This is a genomic window from Ruminococcus difficilis (assembly GCF_016680995.1).
In genome coordinates, this window is record NZ_JAEQMG010000010.1 from 52863 (window position 1) to 73187 (window position 20325).

The window sequence follows — 20325 nt, forward strand, 5'->3', positions numbered from 1 at the left end:
TCCTTTTTCGGTGATTTTTAACATAGCATTTATCATACGGGAATGATATAATATATAAGTAAAATAAGGAAGTTTGCGCTTATGGCATATTGTCGTGAGCGTTGATGAAAAAACAAGGTGATAGTATGGAGAAAAGAGAAAATCTGCGCAATATCGCGATCATCGCGCATGTTGACCACGGCAAGACGACACTGGTCGATCAGCTCCTCAGACAGTCGGGTATCTTCCGCACCAATGAGGTCGTCAATGAGCGCGTCATGGACAGCAACGATCTGGAGCGTGAGCGCGGTATCACGATCCTGTCGAAGAACACCTCCGTCATGTACGGAGATACCAAGATCAATATCGTCGATACCCCCGGACATGCCGATTTCGGCGGCGAGGTAGAGCGTATCCTGATGATGGTCGACGGCGTACTGCTGTTGGTCGACGCGTTCGAGGGCTGTATGCCGCAGACGCGTTTCGTGCTGAAAAAGGCGCTGGGACTGGGCAAGAAGCCGCTGGTCGTCGTCAATAAGATCGACCGTGACGGCGCTCGTCCCGAAGAGGTCATCGACGAGGTGCTTGATCTGTTCATCGAGCTCGGCGCGGATGACGATCAGCTCGAATTCCCCGTTGTCTACGCGTCGGCGCGTGAGGGCGTATCCTCGCTCGATCCCTATGAGATGACTCCCGATATGAAGCCGCTGTTTGAGGCGATCATCCGCGAGATCCCCGCTCCCGAGGGTGAGATCGACGCTCCCTTACAGCTGCTCGTATCCAATATCGAATATGATGAATATGTCGGACGCATCGGCATCGGCAGAGTGGAACGCGGACAGATCAAGTCCGGTCAGCAGGCGGTGCTGTGCCATCAGGACGGCACCACCTCCAATGTAAAAGTCAGCAAGCTCTATGAGTTCGAGGGCTTGAAGCGCGTCGAATGTGACGAGGCGAAAATGGGCGATCTCGTCTGCATCTCCGGTATCGCGGATATCAACATCGGCGAAACCATCTGCGCGCCCGATCATATCGATCCGCTTCCGTTCGTCAAGATCGACGAGCCGACCGTATCGATGAACTTCATCGTCAACAATTCGCCGTTCGCGGGTAGAGAGGGCAAGTATGTCACCTCCCGCAACATCCGCGACAGGCTGTTCAAAGAGGTGGAGACCAATGTGGCGCTCCGCGTGGAGGAGACCGCCTCCGCCGATACCTTCAAGGTTTCCGGCAGAGGCGAGCTCCATCTTTCGATCCTGATCGAGACCATGCGCCGTGAGGGCTACGAGTTTCAGGTCAGTCGTCCGCAGGTCATCACCAAGATGATCGACGGCGTTCTGCATGAGCCGATCGAATATCTGATGATCGAGGTGCCCGAGAATTACGTCGGCGCCGTCATGGAAAAGCTCGGTTCCCGCAAAGCGGAGCTGATCAATATGGGCACGCGTGAGGGCGGCTCCACTCATATCGAGTTCCGCATCCCGTCCCGCGGTTTGATGGGCTATCGTCCGGAGTTTCTGACCGATACCAACGGCAACGGCATCATGAATCACGTATTCGATTCCTATGAGCCGTACAAGGGCGATATCGTCACCCGTCATCAGGGTTCTCTGATCGCCTTTGAGACCGGTGAGACCGTCACCTACGGTCTGTACGCGGCTCAGGAACGCGGCAGACTCTTTGTCGGACCTGGTGTGGACGTCTATGAAGGCATGATCGTCGGCGCTTGTCCCAAGGCGGAGGATATCACCGTCAACGTCTGCAAAAAGAAGCATATCACCAACACCCGCGCCTCGGGCTCGGATGAAGCGCTCAAGCTCACCCCGCCGTCCATCCTGTCGCTCGAGCAGTGTCTTGAGTTTATCGCGGATGATGAGCTGGTCGAGGTCACACCCGAGAGCATCCGTATGCGCAAGGAGATCCTCAGCAAGGAACAGCGCATGAAGCACCAGTTCAGGAATAAGTGATTCAGGCTCCCTTTGGTAAAGGGAGCTGTCACATGACATTGTGTCATGTGGCTGAGGGATTGTATAATTGATCGAACGTAAGTGAGAATCCAAATAATTTGAATACTGCCATGGAATACATCATACTTGATTTGGAGTTTAACGGCACCTACTCGAAGCATCGTCACAAGTTTGTGAACGAGATCATCGAGTTCGGTGCGGTCAAATGTGACGAACAACTGAATATTATCGAGATCTTTTCGGAGTTGGTCAAGCCCCAGATCTCCAAAAAGCTCAATTCTCATGTCAGCGCTCTGACCCATATCACCATCGATGAGCTGAAAAAGAGCAACAACTCATTCTCTCACGTGATGTCGAAATTCCGCAAGTTCCTCGGCGACGGCGTTTTGATGACATGGAGCAACAGCGATGTGCTGGTGCTGATCGAGAATTACAAGTATTTTTACGGCAATGACAAGCTGCCGTTTATGAAGTACTATGTCAACCTGCAAAAGTATTGCGAGAGGGCGATCGGCTACAGCGACAAAGCCAGACAGCTCGGACTGTCCGCCTGCGCCGAGATGCTGGGCATCACGTTTGAGGAAAACAGCCTGCATCGCGCGTATAATGACGCGGAGCTGACGGCGGCATGCTTTAAGGCGCTCTATGACAAAGAACTGCTGCAGCAGTACATCTATACCTGTGACGATGATTTTTATCGCCGCGTCAACTTCAAGAATTACAATATCTGTGATCTCAAGAACCCCAATATCAACAGGCACGAGATGTACTTCAACTGTGAGAAATGCGGCAGACGCGCGCTGCGCCGATCAAAATGGCGGCTGAAAAACCGCTCCTTCCGCGCAAACTTCCGTTGTCTGAGATGCCGCAGGGATTTTGAGGGACGCATCACATTCAAGCAGTGTTACGATCACGTCAATGTCTCAAAAAAGACCGCGGAGATCGAACGCAAGGATAAGAAAAAGCGCAAAAGCGCGGAACCTAAAACCACATCATAAAAAACGGCAGATCATTCTGCCGTTATATTTTTTTAAAGAATTAGAACAAATATTCGAAAATCTATTGATTTACGGTAGAAATTCTGCTATAATAATAGTAGGGAACATATGATCGATCGTAATGATCCCGTTCAAAAGCGGTGATGCTACGCTTTTGAAACTGCCGAAACGGCGCGAGTAGCCCCATACTCAATTGAATACGTTAACGCGATCGGGAACAGATTTGATTTTCCGCAAACGGATGATGTCATCGATCAAATCGGTTCTCTGTTGCCAACCTATGTTTTAAAACGCAGTCTATCGAAAGGACAATTGAATGAATTATTGTGAATGGGCGGCGGCGTACCGAGAGGACGCCTGTCGCGTACTAAGCGTGATCGAGAAGAAAAAGGCGTTATTGAATGACAAAAAACTGAATGCTGACGCGCGCAAATCAATCGGCGATACGATCATCGAATATCGTCGGATCTATCGGGAGTTGCTGAAAACTGCCGAGCATTTGCGCACGCGCGGAGGAAATGCTCATGCGGCGTGAGAGGATGTTCCTCGATGAAGAGAACAGCGATCTCATCGCGTATTCGCTGTATCAGCAGGGTTCTTCCAATCGCATGGAGCGCGAGCGGATGAAGCGTATCCTCTCCCGCGCGATCCGTCGCGAGCTGACCGATCGCCAGCGTGACTGTATCACGATGTATTATTTGGAAGGTATGAAGATGAAGGATATCGCGACAGCGTTGCATCTTTCTAAATCCACTGTCACTCGACATATCCAGTCAGCCACGCATAAGCTGCAAAGGATCGCCTCCTACTATCAGCGCTGATATGAAAAAAGAATAATGAAAACGCCGCTGAAAAGCGGCGTTTTTGCTTACTTTAAAACTTTCTTTTTCTTTTGTCCCGGTTTTGTCATAGTGGATCGTATATTATCTATTCAGTTCAGCGAAAACAACTTCTGAATAATCGACTGTAAGGAGTAATGAAAGATGAAAAAGAAATTCAGAACCAGGATCATTGCAGGTATGCTCACAGTAATCACAATGTTTTCTACCGCCGGCGCGGTAATCACGCCTGTCTGCGCTGCCGAGGTTAACAGCAACGCGGTCAAAAACGTGTCTGCTTGTGACGTGGTGGAAATGATAGACAAGATGGTAGATATCGCTGTGGATGATTCTACGCCGATGGTAAAGCTAATGGCGTCGGGCGGCATGGAGGTGCTCAAGCGCCTTTGCGCTAACCTTTTTGATGAGGAGCAACCCGGTTGGGATCCCGGCGAACAAATCTCTCGATCGACCGACGAGATCATGACGGAGTTAAAGACGATCGAAACGAATATGGACGCTTATCACAATGAAGAAATGAAGACACTCGGCAACATCCAATCCATGCTTGATGAGCAGGGTGACGAAATCAAAATGTCAACCTTTTATACCATGGAACGAGATGTGGCTGCAGATCATGAGTATTTCAGAAATAATATCGCAAAGAATGAAGCCGCTATTAACTCAAACCTGACAGATACAGGCATCAAATTGAATGACAATGACACAGAAACGATCAAGGTGATCGATAAGACCACGAAAGCATCCTATGACTATATTGTCGAGCATAGCGATATCACAAAGGGCTTTACCCGGATGAAGAAGTATCTCGACAAAAGCACCTGCGGTTATGAAAGCGATTACTTCAGTGTGATTGAAAAGATCGCCAAACGTCATTATGATGAAACGGTTGACGGAATGATCACAGCCAACGGCGAGGGCTTTGGCAGCACTGAAATGTTGAAGCAGCTCCCGAATTACGATGAAAAGGTTGTCGGTTTGGCTACCGGCTACGAATGTGTAGCTCTTCTGTATTATTTCGATTGTCTGCAAATCGCGCAGCTGAATTATCAGTCAAGGAATTACACCGCATATTCCGATTATCTCAACAGCACCTTAGATACAAGGCTGAGTGATTTCAGAGCCGCGATCACCCTGAGCAACAACATGCTGGAGAGTGAGATCAATAGTGACGTCGAAACGATGAATAGTATCACCGAAGCTTACAAAAGTATGCTTTCCGACTTCAATAACAGCAAGGCGGCGGAAATCAAGATCACAGCAGGCGGAAACGAGTATCAGTTCACCGTTGACGATGCAATGAGAGGCTGGATGGTGATCGATACCATGACGGCATACGATACAACAGAGCCCGTTACCTACGCTTCTTTCACGCTTGACAGAGATTGGATCGTAAAGGACGCCGAAAATGGCTTCATTCCCGAAGGCGTCGGCATCAACACCGCTTCTGCTTACAAAACGCTCATGGAGAAGTATGATGTTTCTCCTGAAAGAGCTTCTAATATGGGACATCCGCAGCTGATGCTTCCGGCCTACAGAAAGACTGATGATAAACAGCCAACAAGAGATTATGCCATGACCTTTGACCTGAATCTGAACGGGTATACATTGGGCGGGAAAAACGATGTATGGCCGGAGCTCTCGTATATTAATACAAAGCAGGACTACACGCTGAACATCAACGGCGATCCCGATCGGAACAGCACCCTGAATGTTGATTGCATCGAAGTAACGGATTTCTTTTCAAGGAACAACTTCGGGTTGACACTCAATGTGAACGATGTGAAGTTGAATAAAGTAACAGATTCAAAACCTTTTTCCGAGGCATTGTTTATGTTCAGTACCTTATCAACAGATATCAAAACGAATGCCTATGTAAAAAACTGTGATATTACGCTGAAAGGTAGCAGTGCGCTTAACAGATATTCCCACGAAAATCCACAATGGCCTGGTACCTTCATCCAAAACGATACATTCAACATGGACATTGTCAATACGACAGTCAAAAATGTATAACGAAATAGAAAGACGGCGGGTTAGCTCGCCGTCTTTCGTTATGCTGTTCGGATTTGTCCACAGCTTTAGTGATCAGTGGTCAGTGAGCAGTTGATGGATAAATAACCCGCCCGACTTAGAATAAAAAAGAAAATGGGACTGTAAAAACACCGAGGTGTTTCACAGTCCCATGATACGTGATTATTGTTGTGGTTTTACTGAATCATTCTTATTCAAACAGTACCTTGCTCTTCTTGTGCAGCGCTCGCATACTCTCAACAAATCCGTACACGGCAAAGGGAATCAGCAGGATGAAGTAGGGGAGGATATACTGACTTTTTCCCTCGAATATCAAGTGATACAGCGCGCCGCCGAGGATCGCGACCGGCAGGATCAAACTCTCCGTATTGAGCTTTTTGCGGAAGATTAACCAGATCATCCCCGCCGTAAAGAAAATGTAGGTCATCATCACGTAGTAGTTGAACCAGTTGTCGAATACCTTTGACAATCCGCCGGAGTAGACAGAGTCCACGAGCTTGGGCAATTGCTCACCCTCGGGATAATCGTGCTTGCGCACCTGACTGATCCAGATGGATTCAAAGCTCGGTTCATTATACTGGCTGATCAGCTTTTGCTTGTAGAACTCAACGAACTGATTATTCTTTGTCAGCGTGTCAAAACGCTGTTTGATGCCCTCTGACGCGACCTTGTTTGCTTTTTCGACGTCCATATTGGCGTCTCGCATGGTTTCCATCGCCTTACCGTTGTACCAGCCCGGCGCCATACCGGATTCACAGATGCCCATGTAGGCGTACATCTTTTGCGACACCTGCGTGTTCAGCTCCACACCGCTGCGGGCGGAGTAGCTGTATATCACGAGCTTCTGCAGTCCGACGGAGCACAGGATCATCGCGGCGATGACCGCCAGCGCGAGGAATCGCTTCTTGCCGATCACGTGCAGCAAAAGCGCGATACATACCGCCGCCATGAGGATCATGTTGTTATACTTGAGCAATACCGAAACCGCCATCAGCAGTACGGCGAATACGGCGAATTTGATCTTGTTCTCCCGCATATAGCGGATCACAAAGTACACGCTCCATACCGAGAACGCCAGACCTAAGATCAGTCCGTAGGTGAAGGTGGTCATGAACATCGGCTGGAAGCAGATCGTCAGCGCGATCGCCGTGATATTGGTGACCGATTTGCGGTCAAAGAGCTTTTTGGTGATCATCACCAGTCCGACATAGATGCAGTCGAGCGCGATCACATTCGGGATCTGGAAAAGGATGTCCGAGCTGCCGGTGCCGAATATGCGGTACAGGATCTCGGCAAAGAATACATAACCCAGCTGGAACGGATAGAAGAGGTAATAGCTGTGGTTGCCGTAATACTCCCATGAGGTGTGGAAGCTCTGATAATTGTTCTTCGCCGCGTCACGCGCCGTATTGAGCAGGATCATCGCGTCGCCGCTCGCGATCGACTTGACCAGCGTGATCCATACGAGCGACAGGATCGTTGTCACCAACAGCATCACGCCGACGATGAATTTGGTGTTGAGCTTGCTGATGGAAAAGTTCTTTCTCAGCGCAACAAGCGCGCCCAAGATCGTCAAGCCGATGAGCGCGATATTCGTCAGCACCAGATCCTTATCAAAGTTGACGATCTCCGCGTAGGGATTCGCCGGATCGATGCGACAGGTCTGTAAGATGGATGCGACCGACAATAACGCAAACAGCACCGCGATCAGATAGATCGCGATACAGGAGCAGATCTGTACGGTTTTTGTTCTCGCATTGAGTGTCTTATCCACGTTATTCTCCTTTGTTGATACTTCTTGATAAAGCCCTATGCTTCTTTTGATCAGGGCTGCGGGGATCGGATTAGAGTGAAAAATCTTCTTTATCAAAGGACTTCAGCGGCGCCATGCCCTTCGGTTCGCGCATGATGGGATTGTATTTGAACTTTTTGCACTTACCGTTTTTCAGCTGTTTGTTAACGGTACAAAACTGTGACTCGCCTTCATTCTTTGAATATTCACAATACACGCAGGAGGGAACAATATTCTTCCCGAACAGTTGTTTTTTCATTTCTATCACCAAATAGCAGTAATCTTTGTAAAAGTTGACTTAACTAAAATAGTATAGCATTATATTTTGACTATTGCAAGTCATTGATGAACGTAGTATAATATTTTAGCCTCCCTTTCCTAAGGTACCCCCGTTGGGGGAATGTCCAAAGCACAAGGGGAGATTCCCCTGTTAGGGGAAATGTCCGCAAAGCGGACAAAAGGGTCGGCTGTCTTCGCAGAAGAAGCCGTTTCCGGCGAGGAAGGTGGCGCAAAGCGCCGGAGGGTTGTCTTGTTTCCTCTTTTATTTATATCTTAATGGAGATTTTTATGGACTTTCAATCGAACGTTTTTACTTTAAATACCGTAGACGGTGTGTCGTTCCTGACATATGACCGTTTATCCGGGATCCCTTTCATCCGTCACGCTTTTTCGACAAAGCACGGTGAGGGTACCCGCACCATCCATCCGATGGACATGAGCTTTGACCATGATGACCGTGAGGCGGTCACGGAGAATTATCGGATGTTCTGCAAAGCGGCGGGCTTTGACTACCGCTCATTGGTCGCGTCCTCACAGGATCATCATACCTTTGTGCGCGTCGTGACCTCCGCCGAGAAGGGGATCGGCATCTATCGTGAAAAGGACATCATGAGTGTTGACGGCTTGGTGACGATCGAGCCGGGCGTGACCTTGTGCACCTATTATGCCGACTGCACGCCGCTGTTCTTTGTCGACAGCCGTACTCACGCGATCGGTCTGGCGCACGCGGGATGGCGCGGTACGGTGGGCAGGATCGCCGAAAAGGTGATCGACGCCATGCGCGACAGCTTCGGTACCGATCCCGCCGATCTGATTTGCGCCGTCGGGCCGAATATCTCCGTTTGCTGTTACGAGGTCGACAAGGCGTGTGCCGATGAATTCTACGCGCTGGGACTCAACAGTGATCGATTCGTATTTCCGAAAGACGACGGCAAATTCATGGTGGATATGCTCGAGTGTAACCGTCAGATTTTGATCTCCTGCGGCGTCAAGCCGGAGAATATCACCGTCAGCGACGTATGCACCAAGCATAACAGCGATCTCTTGTGGAGCCATCGCGCGACAGCTGGCGACCGCGGCACCATGTGCGCCATGCTGCGCATCAACGCGGAATAATGCAGAAAAAGACATTCCCTGTTTGAAGGAATGTCTTTATATTTTATCGAGAAATTTGACCTTTTTGACTTCAAAGGTCTGACCGTTGAGGTTTTCCAGACACCCCGCCGGGGTCGTGAAACAGAATTGCAGCTTATACGAATACAGCGCTTGCCGCTTCATATGATAGCGGGCGTTGTATTTTTTATCGCCGTACTTTTCATCCCCCAGCAGCGGATGCCCGATATGCGCCATGTGCGCGCGGATCTGGTGGGTGCGTCCTGTGTGAAGCAGAACTTCGCACACGGAAAGGGTAGGGGATGGCTCCAATACGGTATATTCGGTGATGATCTTTTTGAATCCCTCACGCTCTTTATCGACGATCTGCACGGTGTTGGTTCGTTCATCCTTGCGGTGATATGCGGTGAGCGTCGCGTGCCGGGGCTTCGGACAGCCCTTGACCGCGCACAGATAATACTTTTTCAGCTCATTGTCGCGGATCTTCTGATTCATCACGCGCAGCGCCTCGGCGTTCTTCGCCGCTATCACGATGCCGCCGGTGTTGCGGTCGATACGATTGCACAGAGCGGGGGTGAAGCTTTGATCCTTCTCGGGATCGTAATCGCCCTTTTCATATAAATAACGCAGTACCCGCAGATTCAGCGCGTCCGCGTCGTAGCGGTTATCCTGATGACAGATCACGCCGACCTTTTTGTCCAGCAGGAGGATGTTCTCGTCCTCATAGACGATATCGAGCTCCTTTCCCGCTTTGAGAAAGTCATAATGCTTTTTTTCTTCAAAAAACTCGTCCTTGATATAGAAGGTCAGCACATCGCCCTCATTGAGAAAGACTTCGGGGGTGACCTTCTTTCCGTTGAGCTTGATATATTTGGTGCGCAGATATTTGTACATCAGACTTTTGGGCATGGTTTTAAAACGCTTGGATAAATACTTGTCCAAGCGCTGACCCGCGTCGTTCTTATTGATGGTTAATTGTCGCATGTTCTCACCGTTTTTTTCAAAAAAGTCATTGCGAAGGGCGCATTGGTTAAGGTTGAGATTGCCGCGTCGGAACGAGGTTCCTCCTCGCAATGACAATCTGTAATGCGCCCTGTGGCAATCTCAACCGATTAAAAAGGGTCAAATGTACCGGGGAAGTTTATTATACCAAAATCCCTATGACAATTCAACTGTAACATTTGATCATTGTCTGCGTAGTATGTAAAGAGGTGATGATCATGCAGAAATGTAAGAATTGCAGCGTACCGATCGCGTTCTCAGCCGGACTGCTCGTCGCGTCGCTTTTGCCCGCAAAGGCGGTGTGCGTGATCGCGGCGGTCGTTCTGATCATCACCTGTATAGCGCGCCGTCGATGATGTGTCGGCGCGGTCGATAAGGAGGCAGTGATGAAGGTAGTCGTACTCGATCATCCAAAGATACTGGGCTTCTTTCTCAGAAAGATCTACGGTATCAAAAAGATAAAGGAAACAAAAGAATAGGGAAGTACATAGAGCGGCAGACATCTGCCGCTTTTGTAATTTGAATGGATATTGTAGGGGAGGGGTGCTCCTCCCGTATTCTTTATCATGCTTCGGATCAATAGAATAAGCCGCCGCCAAAAAGGCAGCGGCTCCGTTCACTTTGTCAGTCTGAGTATCTGTCCCGGATAAATGATATTGGGATCCTCCAGATTATTCAGCGCCAATATGTTTTCGATCTCCAGCCCGTAGCGGTCCGCAATACCGACGATCGTATCGCCTGGCCGCACCACATAGTACCGCGGCGATTGGATCTGCTCGATCGGCAGTATCAGCTCCTGACCCGGATAGATCGTGTAAGGACAGCTCAGCCCGTTCGCCTGAGCGATCTTCTTCACCGTTGTGCCGAAGAACTGCGCGATCGCGTACAGCGTGTTGCCGGGGCGTACTGTATAGGTTACCGTTTCCATACTCTACCTCTTTTCCATAATCGGTATTACATTATATGAATATGACAAAAAATCGTGACGGTTCATCGTAGAAAAATATTGAATATTATCATTATATTTCTAATACAGAATTAAATATAGTTACTTTTTTGATATGATAAACGCGTATAATAACGTGAAATTCGAGGTTGATAAATTGATCTTAAAACGTGTGATTTCACTGATTTTAGCGCTGCTGTTGCTTCTGTCTGTCACGGCGACTTGTTTTTATGCCGATGAAGAAGAGCAGCCGGCTGAGCAGGTGGAAGAAGTCGTCGAGGAAGCGCCTACCGAAGCGCCTCCCACAGAGCCTCCGACCGAAGCACCGACGGAAGAAGAAACTGAAGAGCCGACCGAGGAGCCGACAGATCCGCCTCCCACAGAACCCCCGAAGCCCGATCCCAAAAGGCTGGGCTACGCCAAATACGCGGCTAAGCTGGATGAAACGGTCTATCGTGAATCCGACTTGGGCGCGACCTACACCGAGGACTACACGACCTTCAAGGTCTGGTCGCCTACGGCGGATGATGTGAAGGTGTGCATCTATAAGACCGGTTCCGATAAGGAGGAGGGCTTCAATACCATCGCCGTCAAGCCGATGAGCTTCTCCAAAAGCGTCGGTACATGGTATGTGACGCTTGAGGGCGACTTCAAGAATATGTACTACACCTATAAGATCACGATCGGGGACAATACCTATGAAGTGGTCGATCCCTACGCCAAGGCTGTCGGAGTGAACGGCGACCGTGGTATGATCGTCGATCTGGACGATACCGATCCCGAGGGCTGGTCGGATGACAGCTTCAAGCGTGTGAGTGAAGCCTCCGACGCGATCGTATGGGAAGTCAGCGTGCGTGATTTTTCCGCGGCGGAATCCTCGGGCGTTAGTGAAAGGAACCGCGGCAAGTTCCTCGCGTTCACCGAGAAGGATACTACGCTCGACGGTGAAGAGGGCAGCGTTTCGACCTGTGTGAGCTACCTCAAGGAACTGGGCGTCAATTATGTGCAGATCAATCCCTTCTATGACTTCGCGTCCATCGACGAAGCGGATTCGCTCGATATGCAGTATAACTGGGGCTATGATCCCAAGAACTATAACGCGCCCGAGGGCTCCTATTCGTCCGATCCCTATGACGGCAGGACCCGTATCACCGAGTGCAAGCAGATGATCAAGGCGCTCCATGAAGCCGGCATCGGCGTGATCATGGATGTTGTCTATAACCATACCTACGAATCCGATAATTCGTTCTTCAACCATATCGCGCCCTACTATTATTACCGCTTCAATGAGGACGGATCATGGTCGAACGGCTCCGGTTGCGGTAACGACGTCGCCACCGAGCGCTATATGGCGCGTAAGTTCATTCGTGAATCCGTCGCGTACTGGGCGGATGAATACCATATCGATGGTTTCCGCTTCGACTTGATGGGTCTGATGGACGTCGATACCATGAACGGCATCCGCACGGATCTGGACGCGCTGTCCGACGGCGAACATATCATCATGTACGGCGAAGCGTGGAACATGAAGACTACCGTGAATGCCAATACCGTTCTGGCGAATCAGGACAACATGGATAAGATGTCCAAGCGGATCGGCGCGTTCAACGATACCGGTCGCGACGCGATCAAGGGCTCCAACTTTGACGCGTCCGGCAAGGGCTTTGTGCAGGAGGGTTCCTCCAAGGGAGGCGTCCGCAGCGCGATCGAGGGCACCGGCAACGGATGGGCTTCCATCCCCGCGCAATGCGTCAACTACGCGTCCTGTCACGACAACCTGACCCTCTATGATAAGCTGACCGCCTCTGTTAAGGATGACGGGAAGTATACCCTGCGGCGAGAGGATCTCTTGAAGATGAATCAGTTGTCCGCGGCGGCGGTTCTCATGTCGCGCGGCGTACCGTTTATGCTCGCGGGTGAGGAACTCGGCAGAACCAAGCAGGGTGATGAAAATTCCTATCAGTCGTCGGTCGAGATCAATCAGATCGACTGGCTGTCGCGTTATCGATACACCATCATGACCGATTATTATAAAGGTCTGATCAGTATCCGCAAGGCAATCCCCACACTGCGTGACGGCACCGGTGAACGCACCGAGCTGAATTATCTCGAGAGCTCCTCCAAAAATACCATTGCGTATTCCGTCACAGGAGCCGATATGCCGTCTGTTGTCGTGGCGCTCAACGGCGATCCGTCCAAGCCCTCTACCATTTCACTGCCCGAAGGCGATTGGGTGATCGTAGCGGATGACCGGCGTGCCGGCTTAACCAAGCTCGGTGACGCCAACGGCACTGTCAGCGTACCCGCTACATCGGCGCGCATTTTGGTGGACGCCAAGAGCTTTGCCGATCTCGAGCAGGAAGCGCCGGAATGCTTGCTTTATATCCGCTACAAGGATAAGGCGAATGACGGCTCTGTCGTTTGTGAAGAACGCCTGACCGGTGCGAAAAACGAATCCTACGTAGCGGCAACTCCCTCCGAGATCCTGTTCAACTATAATATCCTCTCCGATTCTGGACTCAGCGGAACCTTGTCCAAAGATTTTGATATCATCGACGTCAGCTGCGTTGCGTACAAGGGCGAATATTCCACGGTGACGGTCAAATTCGTCAACGCGGATAATAAGGTGATCGCCAATACCATCGTGATGACGAACCGTGTCGGACAGCAGTACTACACGCCGTCGATCCCCGGTATCAAGGGATATTCACTGGATCTGGACAACCTGCCCGAAAACGGCGCCGGATTGTATACGAAGGATCCCATCGAAGTGGTCTACACCTATAAAGACGCGGCAAGCACGGATAACGGGGATTCCGAATTCACCTGTCCCGCTAACGTGATCTATTTGGCGGATGACGGCACGATCCTGTCGCTGAAATCCTACAGGGGCGTCGAAGGGGATAAGCTCGAAATCGAGGAAATGGAGTTTGACGGATACAAATATTATGATATCTCCAACGAAAACGCCGTTTTCTCCGAAAACGAGCTGAATGTTCTCGTATACTATCAGAATCCGCAGAGGGCATTTTGGCTGACGGTCAAAAACAATCTGCTGACGATCATTCTGGTGTTCGTCGGATTCATCGCGGTCATCATCGCCGCTGTGATCATTCTTCGACGCGTATCGAAGAAGAGAAAGATGATGTCGATCCAAATCGAGGATTGATGATCTGATAAGATGACAACGCGAACTTTCGCCGTGACTGCGGTCGGATCCGCGTTTGTAATAAAGTTGTTGGAAAGTGTTTTTTCATAAATATTTTTTTAAGGAGGAAAATGCATGAAAAAAACAAGAAGAATCATATCTCTGCTTCTATGCGTGATGCTCGTTGTATCGATGGTATCCGTAGCGATGGTATCTACCTCTGCTGCCGTTGCCAATCCTTACAGTGTTGCAGCTATGGCGCTGGATTCGGAATATGCCTATGACGGTGAGTTGGGTGCTCTCTACACCCCCGACGCCACTACCTTTAAGGTATGGGCGCCGCTGGCAACTGAGGTCAAGCTCAACCGCTACGCGACCGGCTCCGATGACGAAGACGGCGCACAGGATCTCGGCACAGTCGAGATGGAAAAGCTGATGGAAAACGAAAGATGGACAGGCGTATGGACGATCACCGTTAGCGGCGATATCGTCAACACCTACTACACCTACACCATCACTAATCCCAACCACATCTACAACTCTACCGGCACCAAGACGGTCGAGACGCAGGATCCTTATTCCTATGCGGTAGGCGTGAACGGAAACCGTTCCATGGTTGTCGATCTCAGCAAGACCGATCCCGAGGACTGGGATAGAGATTCCCATGTTTTCACCGACAAGCAAACTGACGCGATCATCTGGGAAGTTCATGTCAAGGACTTCTCCTATGCGGAGAACTCCGGCGTCAGCGCTGAGAACCGCGGTAAATTCCTCGGCTTCACCGAGACCGGTACTACCCTTGACAACGAGGGTTCTATCTCCACCGGTATCGACTACTTAAAGAGCCTCGGTGTTACCCACGTTCAGATCAACCCGATGTATGACTTCGCGACCATCGACGAGTCCGGTGATCCCACTCAGTTCAACTGGGGTTATGATCCCAAGAACTACGGCGTTCCCGAGGGTTCGTATTCCTCGAATCCCTACGACGGCAATGTTCGTATCAACGAGTGCAAGCAGATGATCAAAGCGCTCCATGACGCTGGCATCGGCGTCATCATGGACGTTGTTTACAACCACACCTACTCCGTAGACTCGTGCTTCACCGCATGTGTCCCCGAGTATTATTATCGTATGGCGGCTGACGGCGGCTACAGCCAGCAGTCCGGCTGCGGTAACGACACCGCTTCCGAGCGCGCGATGTATCGTAAGTATATGCGCGAAATGATCAAATACTGGACCGAAGAGTATCACATCGACGGTCTGCGCTTCGACCTGATGGGCGTACATGACGGCGAGACCATGAACCTGATCCGTGATGATATGGACGCGATCGATTCCCGTATCATCATGTACGGCGAAGGCTGGTCGGGCGACACCGTATACGATCCCACCACCTGCACCGGTACCGATACCTTCATGACCGTTCAGGGCAACTCCGATAAGCTCTCAACCAGAATCGGTTTCTTCAACGATCAGATCCGTGACGCGATCAAGGGTAATGTCTTCCATAAGGAAGAGGGCGGTTTTGTACAGAACGTCAAGACTGCCGCTCCCGGCGTCAACTTTGGTATTCGCGCGAATACCGTCGGTAAGTCAAGATGGCACGCGGTCACTCCCGAGCAGTGCCTGACCTATGCGTCCTGCCACGATAACTACACCCTTTACGATAAGCTCGCTTATGTAGATCAGGCAGGTACGATCGCTAACTATCGTCAGCGTTTTGCGAACGTTGTCAAGCAGAATAAGCTCACCGGCGCGATCATCAGCTCCTGTCAGGGTATGGATTTCATCCTCGCGGGTGAAGAGATGGGTCGTTCTAAGGACGGCGACGAGAACTCCTACAAGAGTGCCGCGACCCTGAACATGATCGACTGGTCGCTCTTAAAGACCAACGCCGATATCGTATCCTATTACAGAGGTATGTTCGAGTTGAGAAAGGCGTTCTCTCCCTTTACCGCCAATGTAACAGAGGCTGACGGCGGCAACTACAAGTACAACTTCGATACTTCCGCTACCGGTTCCGTGAACCCGATCGCTTACACCGTTGACAACCGGACCGATGGTGAATGGAGCAAGATCGCTGTTGTCTATAACGGCACTAATGTTGAGAAGAACTATCGTTTCACCAAGGCGACTTCCGGCGTTACCGATGATACCGAGTGGGTCATCGTCGCGAACGATCAGGTCGCGGGTGTACAGAAGCTCGGCGAGTTCAAGGGCAAAACCTTTACTGTACCCGCATACTCCGCTGTGATCGCGGTTGAAAAGAGCACCTTTGAAGAGTGCGCGATCGGTTCCGATTTCTCTACTTTGACGATCAACAGCGTCTACAAAAAGACCGGTGAGATCCTCTCCACCAACACCCTGATCGGCAAGCCCGGCGAGGGTTATTCGGTAGAGGCTGACGGTTCCATCCCGATCGAATATGAGCTCGACTCCATTGAAGGCGATGTCGACGGTACCTTCTCCGAACAGCCCAAGACCGTGACCTTCAATTATATTGATTATATCCCCGAGAGATTCAGAGCGCCTTATGGCGACGTCAACGACGACGGTGTTGTTGACCTCCTCGATGTTACCACTCTCCAGAGATATGATGCTAATATGATCCAACTGGATGAAGATCATGCCGCTCGCGGCGATTATGATCAGAACGGCGTGACCGATATCGCTGATGTCGTTCTGCTCCAGCGTTATCTTGCCGGTATGATCAACTCTACCTATACTGTCACCACCCGCTATCTGGGCAGACAGGATGACGGTACTCTCAAGTCGATCGCTAACTCAACCGTTACGAAGTATCGCTACGGTGAGAAATACTCCACCGATCCGCTGACCATTGCTTATTATAAGCTCGACGAAATGCCTGCTAACGCTTCCGGCACCGTCAACAAGAGGATCGTTGTCAACTATTGGTATTCCTACAGCGTCGCAAGCCCCAAGATGCATGTCAAGCACAGCGGCGACCAGACATGGGCGCCCAATCTGTGGGCATGGGCATACGACGGCGCGGGTCAGGCGATCAACTGCTATGACGGTTGGCCCGGCTTACTGCTGACGAATCCCGATGAAAACGGCTGGTATGATGTGACCTTCCCGATCCCCGGCGGTCTGAACTACTACTTCATCATCAGCAATAACGGCACCCCGCAGACTAAGGACTACGGCGTAGTCGACGGTCAGAATATCGGTATTTCGTATGACGATTATCCCGAGATCTGGGTCGTTATCCAGGATGATCTGGTAGGCAAGAACAACGGCGACTGGTGTAAGTATTACAACTACAATCCCGACGAAGCAAACTGATAATCAATGACAGGAGCCCATCCGCAAGGATGGGCTCTCATTCTGTAAAAACTCTATGTAGGGGAGGGTCTTGACTCTCCCGAAACCCTTCCGTACTATCACTCTAAGTGCAAAGCAGATGCAACTCATTGTAGGGTGCGGCGCTTGCCGACGTACCGACACTTTTCCGTTTCCTCTCTCTATGCGCGAAGCAGATGCAACCCTGTAGGGCGGGGGCTTGTTCCCGCCGATACCTTACCGTTTCATCTCTCTACTCGCGAAGCAAATCACATCGTAGGGGAGGGGCTTTGAGGAGTTGTCCGAATCTATGATTTGGTATACAACTCCCATGCAACAGCGTTCCAAGAACTGGCGTAGCCTGTGATTGGATAAACGCCACTGCACTCCTCCCGTATCTATATCCGTTCTATCCGCAAGCCATCCATCTTTCCTTTTCTCTTGACAAACATCTCTCTGTGTAGTTTAATAATAGAGTAATATTATTATAAGGAAGGTACTGCTATGAATATTGTATGTTTAGATTTAGAGGGCGTATTGGTTCCCGAGATCTGGATCGCGTTCGCGGAGGCGTCCGGTATTCCGGAATTAAAGCGCACGACCCGTGACGAGCCGGATTATGACAAGCTGATGAAATATCGTCTGGATATCCTCAATCAGCACGGTCTGGGACTCAAGGAGATCCAGAAGACGATCGCCACGATCGATCCCATGCCCGGCGCCAAAGAGTTTTTGGATGAGCTGCGTGCCACCACACAGGCGGTCATCCTCAGTGATACCTTCTCTCAGTTCGCGAAGCCTCTAATGGAGAAACTCGGCTGGCCGGCGATCTTCTGCAATGAATTGGTCGTTGACGAAAACGGCAAGATCACCGATTATAAGCTCCGCTGCGAAAAGACCAAGCTCACTACCGTCCGCGCGCTCCAGTCCTGCGGCTTTGAGACCATCGCGTCCGGCGACAGCTTCAACGATCTCGCAATGATCCAAGCGAGCAAGGCGGGATTCCTCTTCCGCGCTCCCGACAGCATCAAAGCGGATTATCCCGACATCCCCGCGTGCGATACCTATGACGAGCTGTTGACCCTGATCAAATCGGCACTGTAAAATTTGAATAGTAGGATTAACTGTGATGATAAAGTATTTTATTATAGTTTTATTGATAGCTTTGCTGTTAACCGCCTGTTCTCAGCAGCAGGAAAAAATAGACAGGAATACGAAGGAAACCACTGTGGCTACGGAGCTTATTTCTACCGAAATTCAAAAGGATACCGAAAGCGTTCCTACGGAAGCGGAAACAACTATTCCCCCAACAGTAGCCGACGATCTCAACTATTATGAAATGTATCAAAAAGAAGTAAAAAGATCGGAAGATGTAGGTAACGGTGAGTTTTTTACTACAGGTAGCGAATATGCAAAAGAATGGAAAAGTACAGATGGAAAGATTTCGTTTATTCTTGATGCAAAGTACGGACCATTCGGTTACACGAAAACACATGCACAATACTATATTGATGGCAAAGCATATAATACTGAAATATCTTTTGATGTTAATGTTGGATTTGAGATGACAGCCTCAACAGAAAACAAGTACACAATCATTCTTTCAGGACCATTTGAATACGATCACGACGAACAATCGTTTACCGTTACATCCGGTTCAGAAGTTTTCTCCGTACCTTTTTTATCTGAATCTGAATCTATTGAATCATTTACTGTAGAAAAATGGAACTCAAAATATGGCGACCCATCAATTCCTTGTTATCAAAAAGGAGAAAAAGTAATCTTCAAAATGGTGAGATAGTATTCACATCTAAAGCAAAAAGCACCTCTTTTCGAGGTGCTTTTCTTTATGTGGCTCCCTTTGGTAAAGGGAGCTGTCGTCCGACACGCGTGTCGGACGACTGAGGGATTGTATCAATGGAACGAAGTGACAGCCTTGATTTATCTTATGTCTTGATGGCTTTAATCCTGTTGAGCAGGGGCTTGATCAATCGTGTGATCAGTACTTCGATCACGCCGAACGGTATCAGCACAGCCGCGCGATAGAGCAGCAGCGTAAAGTACGGAATATTCATCATCCCGCTGAGGATCAGTGTAGTCAGCGGCAATGAGCACAGCAGCAATACCGCGGCCTTGGCGATGATGATGTCTTTGAGCTTGAACTCGCTCTGATACAGCACTACGCCGTAGATGATGCCCTCCCACACATAGCACGCCGTCAGCGCGGGATTCATGGAAAAGGCGGTCGGGTTCGCCAGGATAATAGACAGCACATCACCCGCGCCGGATACGATCGCCGCGCATACGGGACCGTACAGATAGGCGGTGATCACGATGGGGATAAAGGAAAACCCTATCTTGACGAACGGCATGAACGCCAGCGTGAAGTTCGTGAAGATGCCGAGGATCACTCTCAGCGCCAGCATCATCGCGCATACGGCGAGCGTCTGCACATGGGTCAATTCCTTGGATGAACTTGCGAATTTTTTCAGATAAGTCATAAAAATACCTCCTTTGCGCATCTCATTCAGCACCGTGCGGTCATCGTATGGAACACGTGTGCTTCCATCGCATAAGGAGGTTTCCGTATGCAACAGCGGGATGCAAAGAATACACCGCAGGGCACGCGTGCCCTTTTTCCGTCTTAGACTGAATGTCAGCTTTTTGAAGCATTTTTAGTTGCTTTCATCAAGCGTCAGTCATTGACTGAAAAAGCGGCGCGCCGCTTTCGTTCTGCCGTCAACTCCCCGTTCGGCAAACACTTAACGCGTATTCTTTTACTCTGTTTATTTTTATCGTCATTGCGAGAATAAGGACGCATGTGTCCGATCTCAATCAAAGGCTCCCTTTCCTAAGGGAGCTGGCGCGAAGCGCCTGAGGGTTTCTAAGGTGTTTTCAACCAAATTTAACCGTCATCCATTA

Annotated in this window: 17 protein-coding genes and 1 riboswitch; of the genes, 12 read left to right on the forward strand and 5 right to left on the reverse strand. The window is 50.0% G+C overall.

The annotated features are described in order from the left end of the window. Positions 1–125: 125 nt before the first annotated feature. The 5 genes from typA (at position 126) to JKK62_RS00460 (ending at position 5799) form a co-directional block, all read left to right on the forward strand. Positions 126–1946, forward strand: coding sequence for a translational GTPase TypA (typA, locus tag JKK62_RS00440; RefSeq protein WP_186833593.1), 1821 nt, complete (start codon positions 126–128; stop codon positions 1944–1946). A gap of 110 nt (positions 1947–2056) precedes the next feature. Continuing rightward, entirely contained in the window at positions 2057–2944 is an 888-nt protein-coding gene (locus JKK62_RS00445; protein WP_186833594.1) for a 3'-5' exonuclease, read from the forward strand. A gap of 316 nt (positions 2945–3260) precedes the next feature. After that, on the forward strand, positions 3261–3479 hold the full coding sequence (locus JKK62_RS00450; protein ID WP_186833595.1) for a hypothetical protein: 219 nt from the start codon (positions 3261–3263) through the stop codon (positions 3477–3479). Next, complete coding sequence (locus tag JKK62_RS00455; RefSeq protein WP_186833596.1) at positions 3469–3765, forward strand: RNA polymerase sigma factor; 297 nt, start codon at positions 3469–3471, stop codon at positions 3763–3765. Before JKK62_RS00450 ends, JKK62_RS00455 begins: the two co-directional genes overlap by 11 nt. Positions 3766–3927: 162 nt before the next feature. Then, entirely contained in the window at positions 3928–5799 is a 1872-nt protein-coding gene (locus JKK62_RS00460; protein ID WP_186833597.1) for a hypothetical protein, read from the forward strand. Positions 5800–6007: 208 nt separating this feature from the next. On the opposite strand, the gene JKK62_RS00465 is transcribed toward JKK62_RS00460, so the two are convergent. After that, positions 6008–7591 (reverse strand): glycosyltransferase family 39 protein, encoded by a 1584-nt coding sequence (locus tag JKK62_RS00465; RefSeq protein WP_186833598.1) that lies wholly within the window; start codon positions 7589–7591, stop codon positions 6008–6010. Between the two features lie 70 nt (positions 7592–7661). Next, positions 7662–7868, reverse strand: coding sequence for a hypothetical protein (locus JKK62_RS00470; RefSeq protein ID WP_186833599.1), 207 nt, complete (start codon positions 7866–7868; stop codon positions 7662–7664). 308 nt (positions 7869–8176) lie between these two features. On the opposite strand from JKK62_RS00470, the gene pgeF reads away from it, so the two are divergent. Beyond that, the gene (pgeF, locus tag JKK62_RS00475) at positions 8177–9004 is read left to right on the forward strand and encodes a peptidoglycan editing factor PgeF (RefSeq protein WP_186833600.1); all 828 of its coding nucleotides are present in this window, start codon (positions 8177–8179) and stop codon (positions 9002–9004) included. Between the two features lie 36 nt (positions 9005–9040). On the opposite strand, the gene JKK62_RS00480 is transcribed toward pgeF, so the two are convergent. Further along, positions 9041–9985: an RluA family pseudouridine synthase gene (locus JKK62_RS00480; RefSeq protein ID WP_186833601.1), complete on the reverse strand. Its 945-nt coding sequence runs from the start codon at positions 9983–9985 to the stop codon at positions 9041–9043. Between the two features lie 236 nt (positions 9986–10221). Here JKK62_RS00480 and JKK62_RS00485 point away from each other — a divergent pair, with 236 nt between their 5' ends. Continuing rightward, positions 10222–10359 carry a hypothetical protein gene (locus tag JKK62_RS00485; protein WP_186833602.1) on the forward strand — a complete coding sequence of 46 codons (138 nt, stop codon included), beginning with the start codon at positions 10222–10224 and terminating at the stop codon, positions 10357–10359. Between the two features lie 30 nt (positions 10360–10389). Next, positions 10390–10482, forward strand: coding sequence for a stage V sporulation protein SpoVM (gene spoVM / locus JKK62_RS00490; protein WP_186833603.1), 93 nt, complete (start codon positions 10390–10392; stop codon positions 10480–10482). A gap of 137 nt (positions 10483–10619) precedes the next feature. Here the strand turns inward: spoVM and JKK62_RS00495 are convergent, their stop codons facing one another. Continuing rightward, positions 10620–10931 carry a LysM peptidoglycan-binding domain-containing protein gene (locus JKK62_RS00495; RefSeq protein ID WP_186833604.1) on the reverse strand — a complete coding sequence of 104 codons (312 nt, stop codon included), beginning with the start codon at positions 10929–10931 and terminating at the stop codon, positions 10620–10622. Positions 10932–11064: 133 nt separating this feature from the next. Between JKK62_RS00495 and pulA (JKK62_RS00500) the strand changes: the two genes are divergently transcribed. The 4 genes from pulA (JKK62_RS00500) (at position 11065) to JKK62_RS00515 (ending at position 19204) form a co-directional block, all read left to right on the forward strand. After that, complete coding sequence (gene pulA / locus JKK62_RS00500) at positions 11065–14118, forward strand: type I pullulanase (RefSeq protein WP_201426512.1); 3054 nt, start codon at positions 11065–11067, stop codon at positions 14116–14118. A gap of 114 nt (positions 14119–14232) precedes the next feature. Further along, positions 14233–17406 carry a type I pullulanase gene (gene pulA / locus JKK62_RS00505; protein WP_186833606.1) on the forward strand — a complete coding sequence of 1058 codons (3174 nt, stop codon included), beginning with the start codon at positions 14233–14235 and terminating at the stop codon, positions 17404–17406. Between the two features lie 501 nt (positions 17407–17907). After that, positions 17908–18507: a bifunctional phosphoserine phosphatase/homoserine phosphotransferase ThrH gene (gene thrH, locus JKK62_RS00510; RefSeq protein ID WP_186833607.1), complete on the forward strand. Its 600-nt coding sequence runs from the start codon at positions 17908–17910 to the stop codon at positions 18505–18507. Between the two features lie 25 nt (positions 18508–18532). After that, positions 18533–19204, forward strand: a complete 672-nt coding sequence (locus JKK62_RS00515) for a hypothetical protein (RefSeq protein ID WP_186833608.1) — start codon at positions 18533–18535, stop codon at positions 19202–19204. Positions 19205–19349: 145 nt separating this feature from the next. On the opposite strand, the gene JKK62_RS00520 is transcribed toward JKK62_RS00515, so the two are convergent. Beyond that, a complete protein-coding gene (locus tag JKK62_RS00520) occupies positions 19350–19904 on the reverse strand; it encodes a folate family ECF transporter S component (protein ID WP_186833609.1) in 555 nt (184 codons plus the stop codon). Between the two features lie 91 nt (positions 19905–19995). Further along, positions 19996–20190: riboswitch (THF riboswitch) on the reverse strand. Positions 20191–20325 lie beyond the last annotated feature (135 nt).

Bases quoted from the DNA above. Each gene is read 5' to 3' on its own strand.
- typA (WP_186833593.1), top strand. From the start codon at position 126: ATGGAGAAAAGAGAAAATCTGCGCAATATCGCGATCATCGCGCATGTT.
- JKK62_RS00445 (WP_186833594.1), top strand. From the start codon at position 2,057: ATGGAATACATCATACTTGATTTGGAGTTTAACGGCACCTACTCGAAG.
- JKK62_RS00450 (WP_186833595.1), top strand. From the start codon at position 3,261: ATGAATTATTGTGAATGGGCGGCGGCGTACCGAGAGGACGCCTGTCGC.
- JKK62_RS00455 (WP_186833596.1), top strand. From the start codon at position 3,469: ATGCGGCGTGAGAGGATGTTCCTCGATGAAGAGAACAGCGATCTCATC.
- JKK62_RS00460 (WP_186833597.1), top strand. From the start codon at position 3,928: ATGAAAAAGAAATTCAGAACCAGGATCATTGCAGGTATGCTCACAGTA.
- JKK62_RS00470 (WP_186833599.1), bottom strand. From the start codon at position 7,868: ATGAAAAAACAACTGTTCGGGAAGAATATTGTTCCCTCCTGCGTGTAT.
- pgeF (WP_186833600.1), top strand. From the start codon at position 8,177: ATGGACTTTCAATCGAACGTTTTTACTTTAAATACCGTAGACGGTGTG.
- JKK62_RS00480 (WP_186833601.1), bottom strand. From the start codon at position 9,985: ATGCGACAATTAACCATCAATAAGAACGACGCGGGTCAGCGCTTGGAC.
- JKK62_RS00485 (WP_186833602.1), top strand. From the start codon at position 10,222: ATGCAGAAATGTAAGAATTGCAGCGTACCGATCGCGTTCTCAGCCGGA.
- spoVM (WP_186833603.1), top strand. From the start codon at position 10,390: ATGAAGGTAGTCGTACTCGATCATCCAAAGATACTGGGCTTCTTTCTC.
- JKK62_RS00495 (WP_186833604.1), bottom strand. From the start codon at position 10,931: ATGGAAACGGTAACCTATACAGTACGCCCCGGCAACACGCTGTACGCG.
- pulA (WP_201426512.1), top strand. From the start codon at position 11,065: ATGATAAACGCGTATAATAACGTGAAATTCGAGGTTGATAAATTGATC.
- pulA (WP_186833606.1), top strand. From the start codon at position 14,233: ATGAAAAAAACAAGAAGAATCATATCTCTGCTTCTATGCGTGATGCTC.
- thrH (WP_186833607.1), top strand. From the start codon at position 17,908: ATGAATATTGTATGTTTAGATTTAGAGGGCGTATTGGTTCCCGAGATC.
- JKK62_RS00515 (WP_186833608.1), top strand. From the start codon at position 18,533: ATGATAAAGTATTTTATTATAGTTTTATTGATAGCTTTGCTGTTAACC.
- JKK62_RS00520 (WP_186833609.1), bottom strand. From the start codon at position 19,904: ATGACTTATCTGAAAAAATTCGCAAGTTCATCCAAGGAATTGACCCAT.